This is a genomic window from Acinetobacter sp. 778_lipA (assembly GCF_058242985.1).
Genome location: NZ_JBZAYT010000001.1, coordinates 4,168,174 through 4,185,331, shown reverse-complemented (window position 1 = coordinate 4,185,331; position 17,158 = coordinate 4,168,174). Strand labels below are relative to the sequence as shown.

Here is a 17,158-nt window from a genome sequence, read left to right as displayed (position 1 = left end):
AATTATTTTGAAGTGACTTTAAGCAACTCAGCATACAATTGATTTAAAAATCGTTGCTGTTCGGCATTGTCTTTAAAGTAGCGTTGATAAAGCACACTACAGCTTTCCACATCAACAATATTACTTGGATTAAATGACCAATCCTCTGTATTTTTAATACTAATCCCTAGATCATCACCACAACGTTGCCACTGTTTGGAGAAGCCAGAGTTTTGATTGAGAGCAAGCTGCTTAAATTCTGCGTTAAGGCTAAAGCCGCGCATTTCTGAGTTGCTGAATTTGTTGATTGCATTGATTGGCACACCGGCCCATATAATGGTTTGTCCACTCGGCAATGAGATGCCTTTCAGTTTACTTTCATTCATTAACTGACTTTGTCTGCCTGTTTTAAAGCCCTGTTTTTCATAGGTCAAAGTTGAGCCAGCAGGAAGCTGTATTTTTTTAATTAGTAAGGGTTGGGTGGTTATAAAATAAGGATTGTCGGGTCTGCCATTACCACCCGCAATGTTTATGCTACAACTGCTGAGTAAACAGATACTTGGGACTAAAAGGCATGAGTAAAAAAGCTTCATAAGGAAAATATCCTGTGCTATGCATTGATCTTGCCTTGTTTAAATTAGAAATGCAAAATTTGCTTTAAAAAATCACAAAATTAAGCAGATGATTATTGAAATATAGGATGAAAAAAGGCTGAGAATCTGAGTTTTATAAAAATTATATGAGCTATTTAATTTCGAGCTTAGCTGATTAATCTCCTCCTAAGTCCTGTGGGATAAAGAGAGAAACTCCCTCCTTATTTAAAGGAGGGAAGGGAAGATGCAGTGAATTACTTTAACAACGGCTTTAAGAATTTCGCTGTATGTGAAACTTTAGATTTCACCACCTGTTCTGGGGTACCTTCCGCAATAATCTGACCACCACCTGCACCACCTTCAGGGCCTAAATCAATCACCCAGTCCGCCGTCTTAATCACATCGAGATTATGCTCAATCACAACAATGGTATTGCCCTTATTGCGTAGTTCATGAAGAATATCGAGCAGTTTGGCAATATCGTGGAAATGCAAACCAGTGGTTGGTTCATCCAGTACATACAAGGTTTTACCTGTATCACGCTTTGCTAGCTCACGTGCCAGTTTGACCCGTTGCGCTTCACCACCAGATAGCGTTGTTGCTGACTGACCTAAGCGGATATAGCCTAACCCGACTTGGTTTAAGGTTTCCAAACGACGGTGAATCACAGGGATTGCATCAAAGAAATGCATCGCATCTTCGACGGTCATTTCCAATACGTCAGAAATATTCTTGCCTTTATAACCAACTTCCAAGGTTTCACGGTTATAACGCTGACCATGACAGTTATCACAAGGCACGTACATATCGGGTAAGAAGTGCATGGCAACTTTGATCATACCATCCCCTTCACACACCTCACAGCGCCCGCCTTTGACGTTAAACGAGAAACGACCTGCAGCATAACCACGGGCTTTGGCTTCAGGGGTTTGCGCAAACAATTCACGAATCGGGGTAAACAAACCGGTATATGTCGCTGGGTTGGAACGTGGAGTACGTCCAATAGGACTTTGGTCAATGTCTACCACTTTATCAAGGAACTGTAAGCCATCAATCGAATCAAACTTTTCAGCAGTTAAGGTGGTTGCACCATTTAATTGCGTTGCTGCAAGTGGTAACAGGGTACGGTTAATTAAGGTTGATTTACCTGAACCCGAAACACCTGTCACACAAGTCATCACACCTAAAGGAATCGTCAAATCAACATTTTGTAAGTTATGCCCTGATGCGCCCATCAGTTTAATTTGTTCTTCAGGCTTAGGTGGTTTAACCCGCTCTTTGGGCACCGCAATTTTTAACTTACCAGATAGGTATTTTCCTGTTAGTGAGTTCTCGTTGGCTGCGAGTTCATCATAGGTTCCCTCGGCAATGATATGACCGCCATGTACACCAGCGCCCGGACCGATATCAATAATATGGTCAGCTGCACGAATTGCATCTTCATCATGCTCAACCACTAAAACTGTATTACCCAGATCACGCAAACGAACCAGTGTTTCAAGTAAACGATCATTATCACGTTGGTGTAAACCAATGGATGGCTCATCTAAAACGTACATCACCCCCATTAGACCAGCACCAATTTGTGAGGCTAGGCGGATACGTTGTGCTTCACCACCTGAAAGCGTTTCAGCAGAGCGAGACAGGCTTAAATAATTTAAACCGACTGATACAAGGAAGTGCAAACGCTCGCGAATTTCTTTAAAAATCTTATCGGCAATTTCACCTTTGGCACCTTCAAGATTTAAATCTTGATAGTAGCTTTCAGCATCACCAATCGACATTTTGGTAATTTGGGCAATGGTTTTGTCTTTAACGCGGACATGACGTGAAATTTCATTTAAACGTGAGCCGCCACAAGCATCACAAGCGGCATTGGATAAATACTGCGCCAGATCATCACGGACATAATTAGATTCAGTTTCACGATAACGACGCTCTAAATGAGGCAAAATACCTTCAAAAGGTTGTACCCGATTGTGTTTACGACCACGCTCATCGATATAACTAAGATCAACTTTTTCTTTGCCTGTACCGTAGAGAAATTTCTTTTTCGTATCAGCGTCGAGTTCATTCCAAGGGGTGTCTAACGAAAACCCAAAATGATCTGCAACTTTCTGAATCATGCTGTAATAGTATGGGCGTTGTCTGTCCCAGCCACGGATTGCGCCTTGGCTAATAGAAACATCTGGGCTTGGAATGAGTTTTTCAGCACTGAAATGACTACGGGTACCTAAACCGTCGCAGACAGGGCAGGCACCAAATGGATTATTGAACGAGAACAAACGTGGCTCTAGTTCAGCAACAGCACGGTCGCATTCAGGGCAGGAATGTTTTGCTGAAAATACACGGTCTGGATGTTCACCACCCATCCACGATAAAATCGCCAGATCACTGCCTAAACGTAAAGCTGTTTCAAAGCTTTCGGCAATTCGGTTACCTAAGTCATCACGGACTTTAAAGCGGTCAACCACAACTTCAATGGTGTGCTTTTTCTTTTTATCGAGTTCTGGTGGTGTATCGATATCAATCACTTCACCATCCACGCGCGCGCGGACAAAACCTTGGCTTTGTAATTGCTCAAATAGGTTGCTGTATTCACCTTTACGCTCACGAACAACTGGTGCAAGGAGCATCAACGCTGTACCTTCTTCCAGTCCTTTCACTGCATCGACCATTTCAGAAACAGTCTGTGCAACCATCGGCAAGTCATGCTCTGGGCAGTAAGGTGTACCAACGCGTGCATAGAGTAAACGTAAATAGTCGTAGATTTCAGTAATGGTTCCCACGGTTGAACGGGGGTTATGGCTGGTAGACTTCTGTTCAATCGCAATCGCAGGGCTTAAACCTTCAATTGAATCAACTTCAGGCTTTTCCATTTGTGAAAGGAACTGACGTGCATAAGCAGATAAAGATTCGACATAACGGCGCTGACCCTCAGCATATAAGGTATCGAAAGCCAGAGATGATTTCCCTGAGCCTGAGAGTCCTGTGATGACCACAAACTTGTCACGTGGAATATCGAGTGACACATTTTTTAAATTATGGGTACGTGCGCCTCGAATACGGATATGACTTTGACTCATAAAAGCTTTCTCGAAATTATGCGAATTAAAGGGGTATATGATAGCGATTTAATTTTGTTCAAGCTGTAAAAAATAGTTTTTAAACGACAAATTGTGTCATGTAACTGACCATTTAAAACTGTGATGGAGTTTGAGTTTTTGAATAAAATAATAAGATTCATATGTTTATGATAGTTTTAAACAATTCTTAGGGTCGCATTCAGCTAATTTAAAATCAAAGATATAATTTATTTAAAATAAGTCATTGAAGAAAAATGAGATATGCAGTCAGTTTTTTTGATGCTGTGCTGATTTCTGAATACTTATTTCGATATTGCATAGGGTAGAACGAATAAACCAGATCAGCTTCAAGATTGGTCCTATGATGCAATCAATAACCACTTATCTAAAAAAGAGAATTGTTAGACAAGGTTTCTGTGATTAACCATTGTTTTTATTATAAAATATGTGATATCTATCGCACTTGTGGAGGGCTTGAAAATGAATATACGAAAAATTATATCAGTTATTTGTTTTGCATTTTCTTGCAATGTCTTGGCTGGCGAGACTTCACAAGTTTTATTTGATCAAGTGTTAAATTTAAAACCCAATCAATTGTACGAATTAGAATTAGAAGATGTACAAGCGGGGGATCAGATTTGGACTGCGGTTTATTTGGTTGGGCGACAAAATTATCCGGGACTTACTGCAAAAGTTGAGTTTGTCATGGACAATCAAGGTTTGTTAAATAAAGCCAATCCAAGTGAGCATGCTGTATACCAAGCACTGATCGCAGAAAATTTGACGCAAACTAATCAATATTCTCTCAGGCAATTCAAAGGCTTAAAGACATTCATTGAAGATACGTCAGAACAGCTGATTACAGATCCAATATTGGAAAAAACAGATAGCATTCGTATTTATAGTCAAGTGAATGACTGGATCCCTGAATACAACACTTATGAACCCACCAAAGTGAAATTTGGCATTCAAAATCCTTTGGATTTTGACATTGTTGCGGCTTATGTTTTGGTGGGCAAAGGTGAAAAGCCTGCTGAACTCAGTGAATTAAATTTTAAAAATATTCAAGCCACTTATGCCTCTCCTTTGCCTCCAGTATCAGCCGATTTTACTCAAGCTGAGGTGAATAAATCTGAGACGCACTTGAGTAGAAGTGAGCTAAAATTTATCTTTTTTATTGTGATGGCGATTGTCATGGGCTTGGTTGCGTTTATTAACCGTGGCAAATTAAAACGCGCTTTTTAAAGCTTTAACTTATAGCGCATTAAATTTCTAATATTTTAGATTTCAAATTTACACGCTTGGCGTAAACTCTTGCACTGATCATGTGTTCGAGTAATTTTAGATGTTGTCCTTATTTTTGAAATGTATTCTGGGTGCAGCAGTGGTTTTGTTGATTTCAATTCTTTCAAAAAGTAAGGCATTTTATATTGCAGGTTTAGTTCCACTTTTTCCAACATTTGCATTGATCGCACATGTGATTGTGGCGCAGGAAAAAGGTGCTGAAGCCTTAAAGCAAACAGCTTTATTCGGGCTGTGGTCGTTGATACCGTATTTCATTTATTTGTTCACAGTCTATTTATTGGCAACTAAGCTTTCGACGTGGTCTTGTTTAGGGATTGCAACGTTATGCTGGATTGTGGCTGCTGCTGTTTTGATTTATGCATGGCAATTGTTTCAGAATGGATCGGTTTTATGATTTATTGAATCAATAAAAAAGAGTTGCAATGAATACTTTTGAGTTGATTGTAAAGTTAGTGAGCCTTTGATCAAGGCTCATTTTTTAAGGATATATTTTAATAATGAGATATTTAAACAATAAATTGTTTTGGGCTTTCTAGGTTCTTAATGGCATTGTAAATTTGATCTGCATGATTACACACAATCAGTTTTGCCCGATGTTGAGGCGGTAAAAAACCTTCAATAACAGCATGGTCTAATTGCGCAATCAAATGGTCATAGAAACCATTGACGTTATATAACATCATCGGTTTTTGATGTTGATTCAATTGTCCCCATGTCGCGACTTCTAGAATTTCCTCAAAGGTACCAAAGCCACCTGGCAGTGCGACAAAAGCACTTGCACGTTCAGCCATCATTGCTTTGCGTTCATGCATGTTTTGCACAATATGTAATTCTGTTAATTGGTTATGGGCAATTTCATAATCCAGCATAAATTCGGGAATAACACCAACAACATCACCACCATGTTCCGTGACCGTATCTGCAACTTGGCCCATTAAGCCAATACTTGCACCACCATAGACGATTCCAAAACCTTGTTCTGCGATGCCTTGGGCAAGTTGGATGGCTTTTTCTCGATAGGTAGGGTTATTTCCAGGTCGGGAGCCACAATAGAGAGCGATTAAACATTGTGTGGCTTTATGTTGTTGTTGATCTAATTCGAAAGGTTTATTCATCATTACAGGCAATACACTATTCATAATTTATTTTTTCACCTTAACTTATCATGTTCTTATACATTTCTACTACTTTAAGTAAGAAATGTGACAAAAACATGTTGTGTTATCGGCGCTTTTGCAATGATTTGTATCGCTTTGATTTTGTATTTAATTTTAGGTAAATCAGTAAAAATCCTGATAAATGAGATGAAATTCCTGTCTGGATTGCCTATAATTAACGCTTATTTATCAACAAATGAATCATCATGGGTAGTGGTTGTAGTCGCTCCGAAAATGCACAATCTTTAGACAAAATAATAGTTCAAAATACACTAAAGTTTTCTTCTCAATTCCGAAATTTACAGTTCTCAAATGCTGAAAATAGCTATTGCACATTTTCAATGGAGCAAGATCAATGATACTTGAGTGGATGTCTGATCCTTCTGCATGGGTTGGTCTTGCAACTTTAGTTGTTTTAGAAATCGTTTTGGGTATTGATAACCTTGTATTTATTGCAATTTTGGCAGAAAAGCTTCCGCCTGAACAACGTGATAAAGCAAGGATTATTGGGCTTTTACTTGCTCTCTGTATGCGGATGGTGTTACTGGCATCTATTGCATGGGTGGTGACATTAACCGAACCATTATTCCATCTCTTTGAGCATGCTTTTTCTGGGCGTGATCTGATCCTGTTGTTTGGCGGTGTGTTCTTATTGTTTAAAGGCACTATGGAACTACATGAGCGCCTTGAAGGTGGTCAGGATCTTAAAGAAGAAAATCCTGTACATGCTGTATTTTGGATGGTCATTGTTCAAATTGTTGTTTTAGACGCCGTATTTTCCCTAGATAGTGTGATCACCGCTGTGGGAATGGTGAAAGAACTTTCAGTGATGATGATCGCTGTGGTGATTGCTGTAGCTATTATGCTGTGGGCATCAAAAGCCTTGATGGACTTTGTCAATAAGCACCCGACAGTCGTGATTCTATGTCTAGGCTTTTTGATGATGATTGGTTTCTCATTGATCGTCGAAGGTTTTGGTTATCACATTCCAAAAGGTTACTTATATGCAGCGATTGGTTTCTCGGTACTGATCGAGTTTATGAACCAAACCATGCGTAAAAACCAAGAGAAAATGGTGACAACGACCGACTTACGTTTCCGTACAGCTTCAGCAGTATTGAAAATGTTAGGTGGGAAAAGTGCCGATAGTCAAAATGGTAAAGCGGATGATGTGATTGCAACACAAGCATTGGCAGATGAAATTTTTGATGATGAAAATGGTGCTTACCATAGTGTTATGGTTCAAGGGGTCTTGGGACTATCAGAACGTCCTGTAAAATCGGTCATGACACCGCGCCCTGAATTAGAATGGTTAGATTTGGATGAAGATGAAGCCAGCATTAAAGAAAATTTGATGGCAATGTCACATTCTCGTTTAATTTTGGCACATGGTGAATTGGATAATATTGCGGGTATTGTTTTAACCCATAAAGTCTTGAATGATTATATCGAAACGGGTGTTTTAAATTTTGAAAAACACTTACGCGAGCCTGTGATTGTGCATGAAAATGCGCAAGTGTTGATGGTGATGGAACAACTTCGTCAGTCACCCTTACAAATGGCGATTGTATTAAATGAATATGGGTCAATTGAAGGGATTGCAACGCCGATTGATGTGCTTGAAGCAATTGCAGGCGAGTTCCCTGATGAAGATGAACTAGAAGCTGCTGCGGAAAGTCTTGAAGATGGTTCGTTGATCCTTGAAGGTTCAACCGATATTCGTCATGTTTCTTTGCTGTTAGGTCGTGATTTAGTCGATGAGTCAGAACAATACTCAACCCTTTCGGGTTATATCTTGTTCCATCTCGGGCGTTTGCCTGAAAATGGTCAAAAGCTTCAAGTCGATGGTTATGAGTTTGAAGTGGTAACGATGGATGGGCATAAGATTGAGAAGGTGCATATTATGGCATTAACAAAATCTAAAGATGCCGAGTCCTAATGGATTTGTCGTAATGAAGCCAGTCGAAAGACTGGCTTCTTTTTATTTTATTTTTGAAAATAATGATTTAAACCATATCGTTAAAATGATGGCTGAATGGCATCATTCATATAGAAAGAATAGGTTTCGATTTCCAGTTGGGTTAGATTATCATTGAACCTATTCAGATTTTGAGTATTTTCATGTCCAATCTATCCTGTCCATGTGGTTCAGCGCTTTATGCTGAATGTTGTCAGCCGCTACATTTGGGGAAGAATAAAGCCACGACAGCAGAACAGTTGATGCGTTCCCGTTATAGCGCTTTTGCCAAACATGAGATTGATTATATTGTTCAGACCACTGCGCTTGGACAGCAGCAAGCTTTGGATGTTAAAGCGATTTCAGACTGGAGCAAAGCCAATCAATGGCTCAGTCTTGACGTGGTGCAAGCCCAAGAAAAGCTCGATAAAAATCATGCTCAAGTTGAATTTAAAGCACATTTTCATGATGGTCAGCAGGCTCAAATACACCATGAAGTTTCATACTTTGTCCAGCATGCTGGTGTATGGTATTTCCTAGATCCAACCACAGATCAGCCTATCACTATGAAACAGCCATGTATTTGTGGATCCACCAAAAAATTTAAGCAATGTTGCGCACAATTTTTATAACTTTTAGTTCATTTTTGACTTAAAATAGCGCGCATCTTTTCCCATCAGTGGATGAAGGGCAATGTTACTGACGATTATTTATATTATAGCCATTACAGCAGAAGCCATGACTGGAGCGTTATCCGCAGGACGACGCAGTATGGACTGGTTTGGGGTGATACTGATTGCCTGTGTCACTGCACTCGGTGGTGGTTCTGTGCGAGATGTTTTACTTGGACATTATCCACTGACTTGGGTGAAACATCCTGAATACCTTGTTCTGACATGCTGTGCTGCCTTTGTCACTATTATTATTGCCAAATGGATGAAGCACTTACATTCAATTTTCTTATTGTTGGATGCTTTAGGCTTAATTGGTTTTACCATTATTGGCTGTCAAATTGCCTTGCAAATGGGACATGGTTTTGTGGTTTCCGCTGTTGCTGGGGTATTAACAGGGGTATCTGGTGGTATTCTACGAGATATTCTGTGTAATGATGTTCCGTTGGTCTTCCGTCGTGAACTGTATGCATCGATTTCATTTGTTGCGGTGATTTTCTATTGGTTCTGTATAGATTTCGGTTTATCGCTTGAAATTACCGTGGTTTCTACTTTAGTTTTTGGTTTTGCATTACGTTGTGTGGCGATTTATTTTGGTTTGGAAATGCCGAAATTTATCTATAAAGATGATGATGAACAATCGGCATCTTCTAAAGATGAGTCCTAAGGATGGATGCTTGAACAGCAGCTATTGATTGTGAATCTCTGCATTTAACTTTGAGCTTGGTATGTCATATCAGATTCATCAAAATATTAAACTTGAAAAATTTACTGACCTAGATTTTGCTGTGTATTTTGAATTGGTCAAAAATATTAAAGTCATGCAAATGATTACCGAGCGAGCATTAACGCTGGAGGAAGCGCATACCGAATTTGCCAAGATTTTATCTAAGAATGCCTATGATGTAGCATTGGGAAATTATAAAATTCTTGATGCTCAAACAAATGACTTTATCGGTTTAGCTAAACTCGAGTTGGATCAGCCAACAGCAACAACTGCGGAGTTGGGCTATATGCTTTTACCCGAATATTGGGGGAAAGGTATTGCCAGTCAAGTTGTTACATTTTTAATTGAGCATGCAAAAAAACAACCATATTTAAAGGATCTCATGGCTATTATTGATCCCGAAAATATACCTTCAAGAAAAATATTGATAAACAATGGTTTCCATTCTAAAGAGTTTAAAGATTTTGACGGTCTAGCAGGAGAAATTCTGCTGTTCAGTCTTTAAAATTAAACAGCGAGCCAAAGTTGTTTCTGCTTTTACATATTTGTTGAGTGCATTATGGATTTAGTATCACGTGTACAACGCTTACCCATAGGTAAATTTCACTATACCTTACTCTGGGTGATCGGACTGGGCTGGATGTTTGATGCCATGGATACAGGACTGATCTCCTTTATTCTCACCAAAATGGCAGAAGAATGGCAAATGACCCCTACTGAAAAAGGCTGGGTAGTCTCCATTGGCTTTGTGGGTATGGCAATTGGTGCTGTATTTTCAGGTGGTTTGGCTGATCGAATTGGTCGTAGAACAGTCTTTGCGATTACTTTGGTGACCTATAGCATTGCAACCGCGTTATGTGCTTTTGCGCCGAATCTGACTTGGTTATTGGTATTCCGTTTTATTGTCGGCTTAGGGCTGGGTGGGCAACTTCCTGTGGCGGTGACTTTGGTCAGCGAATATATCCCCGCTCAAGTACGTGGTCGATTTATTGTACTGTTAGAAAGTTTCTGGGGACTTGGCTGGCTTGTTGCTGCGCTTATTTCTTATTTTGTAATTCCTGATTATGGTTGGCATATTGCATTTTTGATTGGTGGTTTACCTGCAATTTATGTTTTTATGATTCTCAAAAAAGTGCCCGAATCGGTTCCTTATCTGATTAATCGCGGACGAATTGAAGAAGCTCATGCACTGGTACAGAAACTGGAACGGCAGTGTGGGGTAGAAGTGATTGAAACCATTGAAGTCAAACCTGTTTCAGCAAAACAAACGATTTCATTTTCACAGCTTTGGTCAGGTGCTTTTGCCCGTCGTACTTTGATGCTGTGGTTGATTTGGTTTGGTATCGTCTATTCTTATTATGGCATTTTTACTTGGTTACCAAGTTTGCTGGTCAAACAGGGCTATACCATTGTGCAGTCTTTTGAATATGTACTCGGGATGATTTTGGCACAATTACCTGGTTATGTGGCTGCGGCTTGGTTGGTGGAAAAGCTTGGACGTAAAGCAACCCTCGCTGGTTTTATTGGTCTGTGTGCGCTTTCTGCTTACTTCTTTGGTCAAGCAACCTCAGTCAATATGATTATGTTGTGGGGATGCTTAATGTCGTTCTTTAATTTGGGTGCATGGGGGGTTCTATATACTTATACACCTGAACAATACCCAACCAATATTCGTGCTTTTGGCTCAGGCTGGGCATCTGCAATCGGTCGTATGGGGGGAATTGTCGCACCGTTGGTGGTGACCCATATGATGGTGGCAAGTGATGGGTTTAGTTCAGTCTTTATGATGTTTACGATTGTACTTTTCGCTGTTGCCGCTGTGGTTTTGATCTTGGGTGAAGAAACCAAAGGTAAGACCTTAGAAGAGATTGGGTTATAGTCGTTTATTGAAATATATAAAAACATAGCGCTAAAAAATGATAACAAAGAAAAAGTATACAATGGCTGATATAGGGTTAATCTTGCTTCTCAGCCATTTAAATTTCTCGAAGGTTAAATTAAAAAAACAACAATTCATATCGATATTATGAAATAGATCAGACCAATATTGAGGGCGAAATAATGAAAAGTAAAATTGGATTAAGCTTTTGTATTGTTTATCTTTTGCTTACCGCATTTTGCCTTTATATCGCATTAGATCCAATGACGGATAACAAAGGAAACTTTGTTTTCTTACAATTACCCATAGGTTTTCAAGTGTCGGCATTTAATGCAATTGGATTAGGCCCTTTATTCGATCGGTTGTCTTGGACGCAAGCGTATAGCTTCGTAGTTCCTGTTACTTTGCTGCTTCTATATGGGATCGGGTGGTTGTTGAGTTCGAGCATCCATTCTATACAAACGCGAAATGGACCACTTCAATAAGTTTCAGCATTTATAAATTTCATTTGAAATAAAGCGCATACCCCAATTTAAAAATAGCAGTTTAAATAAAAGTTGCTCATTTCTTAAAAAATGGATAATTTTACGTCATTAGAAAGATCTTAAGACGCAATTTGTCGTTGTAGGGTACACTTGCACTTGTGTAGTCAGACCCTGCGACTTAGCATAAGAACGTAGATACAAAACATTTATTTAGAACGCACTTATTTAGGATAAAAGGTTGTTATGACAAGCCTTGCGCATCATGCGACAGAAAATCGTTCCGTAGCAGAATTTACTGAACAAGCTTACCTCAACTATGCCATGTACGTGATTATGGATCGTGCATTGCCACACATTAGTGATGGTTTAAAACCTGTACAACGCCGTATCGTTTATGCGATGAGCGAATTGGGATTAAAACCAAGCGGTAAGCCGAAAAAGTCTGCACGTACAGTCGGTGATGTATTGGGTAAATACCATCCGCATGGTGACTCAGCCTGTTATGAGGCCATGGTGTTGATGGCACAGCCATTTAGTTATCGTTACCCATTTATTGAAGGGCAAGGGAACTGGGGTTCGCCTGATGATCCTAAATCATTCGCAGCCATGCGTTATACCGAAGCCAAACTCTCACCTTATAGTGATTTGTTACTTTCTGAATTAGGTCAAGGGACCTGTGATTGGCAAGATAACTTTGATGGTTCAATGAAAGAGCCAGTCAATTTACCAGCGCGTGTACCAAATATTTTACTCAATGGTACTACTGGTATTGCAGTGGGAATGGCAACGGATATTCCGCCACACAATTTACGTGAAGTGGTTAAAGGTACGATTGCTTTAATCCGTAATCCAAACTTAACAGATGAAAAAATTGCAGAATATATTCCTGCACCCGACTTACCGACCAAAGCAGAAATTATTACACCACGTGATGAATTATTAAAAATTCAAATGACTGGACGTGGTAGCTATCGTACCCGTGCAGTATATACCATTGAAAAAAATGAAATTATCATCACTGAGCTGCCATATCAAGTTTCTGGCTCGAAAGTCATCACGCAAATTGCAGATCAAATGCAAGCCAAAAAATTGCCATTGGTCAGTGACTTACGTGATGAATCAGACCATAAAAACCCAACACGTTTGGTGATTGTATTACGTTCAAATCGTATCGATGCCGATGCAGTCATGAGTCATTTGTTTGCGACAACCGATTTAGAGTCGAGCTATCGTGTCAATATGAACATGATCGGTGCTGATGGTCGTCCACAAGTCAAATCAATCCGTCGCATTTTATTAGAATGGATTGAAATTCGTAAGAGTACTGTCACACGTCGTCTGCAATATCATCTGAATAAAATTGAAAAGCGCCTACATATTCTTGGTGGTTTGATCATTGCGTATTTGAACATTGATGAAGTGATCAAAATTATTCGTGAAGAAGATCAACCTAAACCCGTGTTGATGATGCGTTTCAATATTGATGAAGTTCAGGCAGAAGCAATTTTAGAGCTTAAGTTACGCCATTTGGCAAAACTTGAAGAAATGGAAATGCGCCGTGAGCAAGAAGAACTTGAGGCCAGAGCAGCGGTGATTCGTGAACAACTTGCAAATCCAGAGTCATTAAAATCTTTGATTATCGAAGAACTTAAAGATGATGCGAAGAAGTTTGGTGATGATCGTCGTTCACCGATTGTGCAACGTGAAGAATCACAGGCCATTAGTGAACAAGATTTAATGCCTGCTGAAGCGGTAACGGTGATCCTTTCTGAGGCGGGTTGGGTTCGTGCAGCCAAAGGTCATGATATTGATGTTGAAAAATTAAATTTCCGTGCCGGTGACCAGTACTTAAGTTCAGCACAAGGTAAGTCGAATCAGAAAGTATATATTTTAGATGAAACTGGACGAAGTTATGCTTTGGCCATCAATAGTTTGCCATCGGCACGTGGTTTAGGAGAACCGTTGAGTTCAAAACTTTCTCCAGCCAATGGTGTGGGCTTTATGCAAGTCCTAATTGAAGATGAAGAAAAAGAAATAGTTGCTGTAAGTTCAAAAGGTTATGGCTTTAAATCGCAAGCTAAACAATTGGATACCAATGCCAAAGCAGGTAAAACATTCCTGACTGTTGCTGAAAATGCGACAGCAATGCCAATCGAAGTCGTTGAAAACCATACTCATTTGGCTATACTCAGCTCAGCAGGACGCCTACTTTTAATTGAATTATCTGACTTGCCAACGCTCAATAAAGGTAAAGGAAATAAGTTGATACAACTTGAAACTAATGAGTCTGTTCAGTTTATGTTAACTTTGAATTTAGATGAAGTAATACAAGTGCTTGCAGGGCAGCAACAATTAAAATTAAAAGGGGAAGATTTACAGAAATATATCGGTAAACGCGCATCAAAAGGTCAGTTGTTGCCGCGCGGATATCAAAAAGCAAATAAACTGTTGATTCAAAGATAAAACTAGCATCCTTGGATTGAAATACGTTATATATGCAAAGTGTTCGTGAAAATGGATGCAATATTGAGCACAAAGAAGCCAAAAAATTATGTTCAATATTGAGAAAAACAGTTTAAAACTAAGGATTACTGATTGGAGATTATGGCATTATGGAAAAAGTTTGGTTCGCTGAATATCAAAAAACTGGGATTCCAGAAACAGTAGAATTGCCACAGGAAAATAGCTCTCTTATTGATATTTTTGAGCGTAATTTCCAAAAATTTGGTTCACGTGATGCCTTTATCTTCATGGATAAAGTGATGTCATTCAGTGATCTTGAATTGGCAAGCCGTAAATTTGCAACCTATTTGCAAAGTTTAGGTTTGGCAAAAGGTTCACGTGTTGCAGTGATGATGCCTAACGTCCTTCAGTATCCAGTTGTCGCTTTAGGTGTACTCCGTGCAGGTTTGGTACTTGTGAATGTGAATCCACTTTATACAGCACGTGAATTAGAACACCAACTTAATGATTCAGGCGCTGAAGCGTTGGTCATTGTTGAAAACTTTGCGACCGTTTATCAAGCGATTATTGGTAAAACACCAGTAAAACATGTTGTCATTGCTTCAGTTGGCGATATGTTAGGTACCTTAAAAGGTACTTTGGTAAATTTTGTTTTACGTAAAGTGCGTAAACAAATTCCAGATTGGAATATTCCAGGACATACTAAGTTTAATGCCGCATTGGCAAAAGTAAGTCCAAGTAATTATAAACGTCCAACTATGACACTCAGTGATACTGCTGTACTTCAGTACACAGGCGGTACTACGGGTGTTTCAAAAGGAGCGGAACTTACCCACCGTAACTTAGTTGCAAACTTGTTGCAATGTGACGGTATTTTCCAAAGTAAATTTGGCCAAGGTGATGGCGCTAAAGATGATCGTATCTTCTGTGCTTTACCGCTTTATCACATCTTCGCATTTATGGTTTGTGCGATGTATGGTATGTATAAAGGTCAAGCAAATATTCTGATTCCAAATCCACGTGATTTACCTGCAGTGATTAAAGAATTACGTAAATACCAACCAGGTTTCTTCCCTGCGGTAAATACCTTGTTTAATGCGCTGGTGCATAATGAAGAATTTAGACAGCTCGACTTTAGTAAGTTAAAAATGGCGATGGGCGGTGGTATGGCTGTGTTACCGTCAACTGCTGAAGAATGGAAAAAAGTTACAGGAACCATCATTATTGAAGGTTATGGTTTATCTGAAACTTCTCCAGTCGCAACTGCAAACCCACCTGCAACGACTGAGTTTAGTGGCACAATTGGTATTCCTTTACCACTGACGGATGTTGCGATCTTAGATGATGATGGCAATCATTTGTCACAAGGCGAGCAGGGTGAAATCTCAATTCGTGGTCCTCAAGTCATGAAAGGCTATTGGAATCGTCCAGATGAAACTGCAAAAGTCATGACAGCTGACGGTTATTTCCGTACAGGTGATATTGGGATCATGGATACCCGTGGTTATTTCAAAATTGTCGATCGTAAGAAAGACATGATTTTAGTATCTGGTTTCAACGTCTATCCTTCTGAAATTGAAGAAGTGATTGCGCAACATCCTAAAGTGCTTGAAGTGGCTGCAATTGGCGTACCTGATGAAAAATCTGGTGAAGTGCCAAAACTATTTGTAGTGAAAAAAGATCCATCTTTAACCACTGAAGAAGTTCTTGAATATGCAAAAGAAAACCTAACCGGTTATAAACGTCCGCGTTATGTTGAGTTTATGGATGATTTACCAAAATCAAATGTAGGTAAAATCCTACGTAAAGATTTACGTAAATAATTGAAAAATTAAAGATAAAAAAGCGCCAATAGTGGCGCTTTTTTATCTTCGATGTAAAGTAATCGATCGCTTTATGCGGTGATTTCAACATTTATTTTTTGTGAGAACGAATATACCAACCATCAATATAGGGGCGGCTTAAGCCAACAATTGCTGTAAAGGTTAGCATAGTGCCCATTTGACGCCCTAGTGCAGAAGGATGAATACTGCCATAGCTAAAATAAATATCGATTAAACAGTATACGACAATAGCAGCTAACCAAAAGTATAGATTCATACGCTTTATGCCGACGGCAAAAAAAGCCACCACCAAAACAATGAGCGTTCCCAAGGTGGATTGCCAATTGTAATTTGCACAAATCACGCACAAGAGAAAAGCCAAAATTGGCAATACAATTTTAAGAATACGATCAATCTCCGCTTGTTGATGGCGCTGCTTTTCTAAAACCTCAAACAATTCATTTTGATCTGGTTGCACGTTATTGTCCTCACTACACAATTTTGCAAAACTCTGCATTTAACAAAAAATATTCTGTTCATGCCATGCTATGATAACTCGCATTAACACTTCATGAGAAAAAATCATGTCTGGGATAGATGGCATCATATATTTAATTCTAATTGCCTGTTTACTTCCTTATGTTTTTACCATTATTGCGAAAGCGTCTGGTGGTTTTAAAGCTACTGATAATCAGAATCCCCGTGAATTTTTAGCCAAAACTACAGGTTTGGCTGCACGTGCCAATGCAGTACAACAGAATAGTTTTGAGAGCTTACCTTTATTTATTGCTGCGATTTTAATGGCAGAGTATATGGTGGTATCGCAACATCTGATTATGATGTTAGGCATCGCCTATATTGTGTTACGCATTATTTATGGAATTTGCTATCTTGCCAATATTTCAGCGCTACGTACCATTATTTGGGCTTTGTCCTTAGCTTGCCCAATTATTTTATTGTTATTGGTTATTCGAATCGTCTAAACAGTTTTCGATGAAATTCATTCATTTTGATGATGCAAAATGTATAATCC

Annotated in this window: 14 protein-coding genes; 10 read left to right on the top strand and 4 right to left on the bottom strand. The window is 39.3% G+C overall.

Features of this window, described 5'->3' with window-relative positions; all coding sequences use genetic code 11:
• Positions 1-2: 2 nt before the first annotated feature.
• A complete protein-coding gene (locus AC4CUY_RS19835; protein ID WP_490774601.1) occupies positions 3-572 on the bottom strand; it encodes a hypothetical protein in 570 nt (189 codons plus the stop codon).
• A gap of 254 nt (positions 573-826) precedes the next feature.
• Positions 827-3,658: an excinuclease ABC subunit UvrA gene (gene uvrA / locus AC4CUY_RS19830; RefSeq protein ID WP_004816511.1), complete on the bottom strand. Its 2,832-nt coding sequence runs from the start codon at positions 3,656-3,658 to the stop codon at positions 827-829.
• A gap of 480 nt (positions 3,659-4,138) precedes the next feature.
• On the opposite strand from uvrA, the gene AC4CUY_RS19825 reads away from it, so the two are divergent.
• Together AC4CUY_RS19825 and AC4CUY_RS19820 are read left to right on the top strand one after the other, a co-directional pair.
• Positions 4,139-4,903, top strand: a complete 765-nt coding sequence (locus AC4CUY_RS19825; protein ID WP_490774600.1) for a hypothetical protein — start codon at positions 4,139-4,141, stop codon at positions 4,901-4,903.
• Between the two features lie 100 nt (positions 4,904-5,003).
• Positions 5,004-5,357, top strand: a complete 354-nt coding sequence (locus tag AC4CUY_RS19820; protein ID WP_490774599.1) for a GlpM family protein — start codon at positions 5,004-5,006, stop codon at positions 5,355-5,357.
• Between the two features lie 112 nt (positions 5,358-5,469).
• Here the strand turns inward: AC4CUY_RS19820 and AC4CUY_RS19815 are convergent, their stop codons facing one another.
• Positions 5,470-6,102: an LOG family protein gene (locus tag AC4CUY_RS19815; RefSeq protein WP_004816519.1), complete on the bottom strand. Its 633-nt coding sequence runs from the start codon at positions 6,100-6,102 to the stop codon at positions 5,470-5,472.
• A 373-nt stretch (positions 6,103-6,475) separates the two neighbouring features.
• On the opposite strand from AC4CUY_RS19815, the gene AC4CUY_RS19810 reads away from it, so the two are divergent.
• The 7 genes from AC4CUY_RS19810 to AC4CUY_RS19780 all read left to right on the top strand — a co-directional run bounded on the left by AC4CUY_RS19810 (position 6,476) and on the right by AC4CUY_RS19780 (position 16,125).
• Positions 6,476-8,059: a TerC family protein gene (locus AC4CUY_RS19810; protein WP_419306197.1), complete on the top strand. Its 1,584-nt coding sequence runs from the start codon at positions 6,476-6,478 to the stop codon at positions 8,057-8,059.
• A 182-nt stretch (positions 8,060-8,241) separates the two neighbouring features.
• Positions 8,242-8,709, top strand: coding sequence for a YchJ family protein (locus AC4CUY_RS19805; RefSeq protein WP_419306198.1), 468 nt, complete (start codon positions 8,242-8,244; stop codon positions 8,707-8,709).
• Positions 8,710-8,770: 61 nt separating this feature from the next.
• On the top strand, positions 8,771-9,415 hold the full coding sequence (locus AC4CUY_RS19800) for a trimeric intracellular cation channel family protein (protein WP_004725253.1): 645 nt from the start codon (positions 8,771-8,773) through the stop codon (positions 9,413-9,415).
• 61 nt (positions 9,416-9,476) lie between these two features.
• Positions 9,477-9,980: a GNAT family N-acetyltransferase gene (locus AC4CUY_RS19795; protein WP_056517612.1), complete on the top strand. Its 504-nt coding sequence runs from the start codon at positions 9,477-9,479 to the stop codon at positions 9,978-9,980.
• A 54-nt stretch (positions 9,981-10,034) separates the two neighbouring features.
• Positions 10,035-11,354: a niacin transporter NiaP gene (gene niaP, locus AC4CUY_RS19790; RefSeq protein WP_335954627.1), complete on the top strand. Its 1,320-nt coding sequence runs from the start codon at positions 10,035-10,037 to the stop codon at positions 11,352-11,354.
• A gap of 728 nt (positions 11,355-12,082) precedes the next feature.
• Positions 12,083-14,302: a DNA topoisomerase IV subunit A gene (parC, locus tag AC4CUY_RS19785; RefSeq protein WP_105713793.1), complete on the top strand. Its 2,220-nt coding sequence runs from the start codon at positions 12,083-12,085 to the stop codon at positions 14,300-14,302.
• A 149-nt stretch (positions 14,303-14,451) separates the two neighbouring features.
• Positions 14,452-16,125, top strand: a complete 1,674-nt coding sequence (locus AC4CUY_RS19780) for a long-chain-fatty-acid--CoA ligase (RefSeq protein ID WP_004725264.1) — start codon at positions 14,452-14,454, stop codon at positions 16,123-16,125.
• Positions 16,126-16,216: 91 nt separating this feature from the next.
• On the opposite strand, the gene AC4CUY_RS19775 is transcribed toward AC4CUY_RS19780, so the two are convergent.
• Positions 16,217-16,642, bottom strand: coding sequence for a hypothetical protein (locus AC4CUY_RS19775; RefSeq protein ID WP_154129402.1), 426 nt, complete (start codon positions 16,640-16,642; stop codon positions 16,217-16,219).
• Positions 16,643-16,709: 67 nt separating this feature from the next.
• Here AC4CUY_RS19775 and AC4CUY_RS19770 point away from each other — a divergent pair, with 67 nt between their 5' ends.
• A complete protein-coding gene (locus AC4CUY_RS19770; RefSeq protein ID WP_234624287.1) occupies positions 16,710-17,108 on the top strand; it encodes an MAPEG family protein in 399 nt (132 codons plus the stop codon).
• The last annotated feature ends 50 nt before the right edge of the window (positions 17,109-17,158 follow it).

Excerpts from the sequence above, each read along its gene's own strand:
- AC4CUY_RS19770 (WP_234624287.1), top strand. The coding sequence starts at position 16,710 with ATGTCTGGGATAGATGGCATCATATATTTAATTCTAATTGCCTGTTTA.
- AC4CUY_RS19815 (WP_004816519.1), bottom strand. The coding sequence starts at position 6,102 with ATGAATAGTGTATTGCCTGTAATGATGAATAAACCTTTCGAATTAGAT.
- AC4CUY_RS19825 (WP_490774600.1), top strand. The coding sequence starts at position 4,139 with ATGAATATACGAAAAATTATATCAGTTATTTGTTTTGCATTTTCTTGC.
- AC4CUY_RS19795 (WP_056517612.1), top strand. The coding sequence starts at position 9,477 with ATGTCATATCAGATTCATCAAAATATTAAACTTGAAAAATTTACTGAC.
- niaP (WP_335954627.1), top strand. The coding sequence starts at position 10,035 with ATGGATTTAGTATCACGTGTACAACGCTTACCCATAGGTAAATTTCAC.
- uvrA (WP_004816511.1), bottom strand. The coding sequence starts at position 3,658 with ATGAGTCAAAGTCATATCCGTATTCGAGGCGCACGTACCCATAATTTA.
- AC4CUY_RS19820 (WP_490774599.1), top strand. The coding sequence starts at position 5,004 with ATGTTGTCCTTATTTTTGAAATGTATTCTGGGTGCAGCAGTGGTTTTG.
- AC4CUY_RS19800 (WP_004725253.1), top strand. The coding sequence starts at position 8,771 with ATGTTACTGACGATTATTTATATTATAGCCATTACAGCAGAAGCCATG.
- AC4CUY_RS19805 (WP_419306198.1), top strand. The coding sequence starts at position 8,242 with ATGTCCAATCTATCCTGTCCATGTGGTTCAGCGCTTTATGCTGAATGT.
- parC (WP_105713793.1), top strand. The coding sequence starts at position 12,083 with ATGACAAGCCTTGCGCATCATGCGACAGAAAATCGTTCCGTAGCAGAA.
- AC4CUY_RS19810 (WP_419306197.1), top strand. The coding sequence starts at position 6,476 with ATGATACTTGAGTGGATGTCTGATCCTTCTGCATGGGTTGGTCTTGCA.
- AC4CUY_RS19780 (WP_004725264.1), top strand. The coding sequence starts at position 14,452 with ATGGAAAAAGTTTGGTTCGCTGAATATCAAAAAACTGGGATTCCAGAA.
- AC4CUY_RS19835 (WP_490774601.1), bottom strand. The coding sequence starts at position 572 with ATGAAGCTTTTTTACTCATGCCTTTTAGTCCCAAGTATCTGTTTACTC.
- AC4CUY_RS19775 (WP_154129402.1), bottom strand. The coding sequence starts at position 16,642 with ATGCAGAGTTTTGCAAAATTGTGTAGTGAGGACAATAACGTGCAACCA.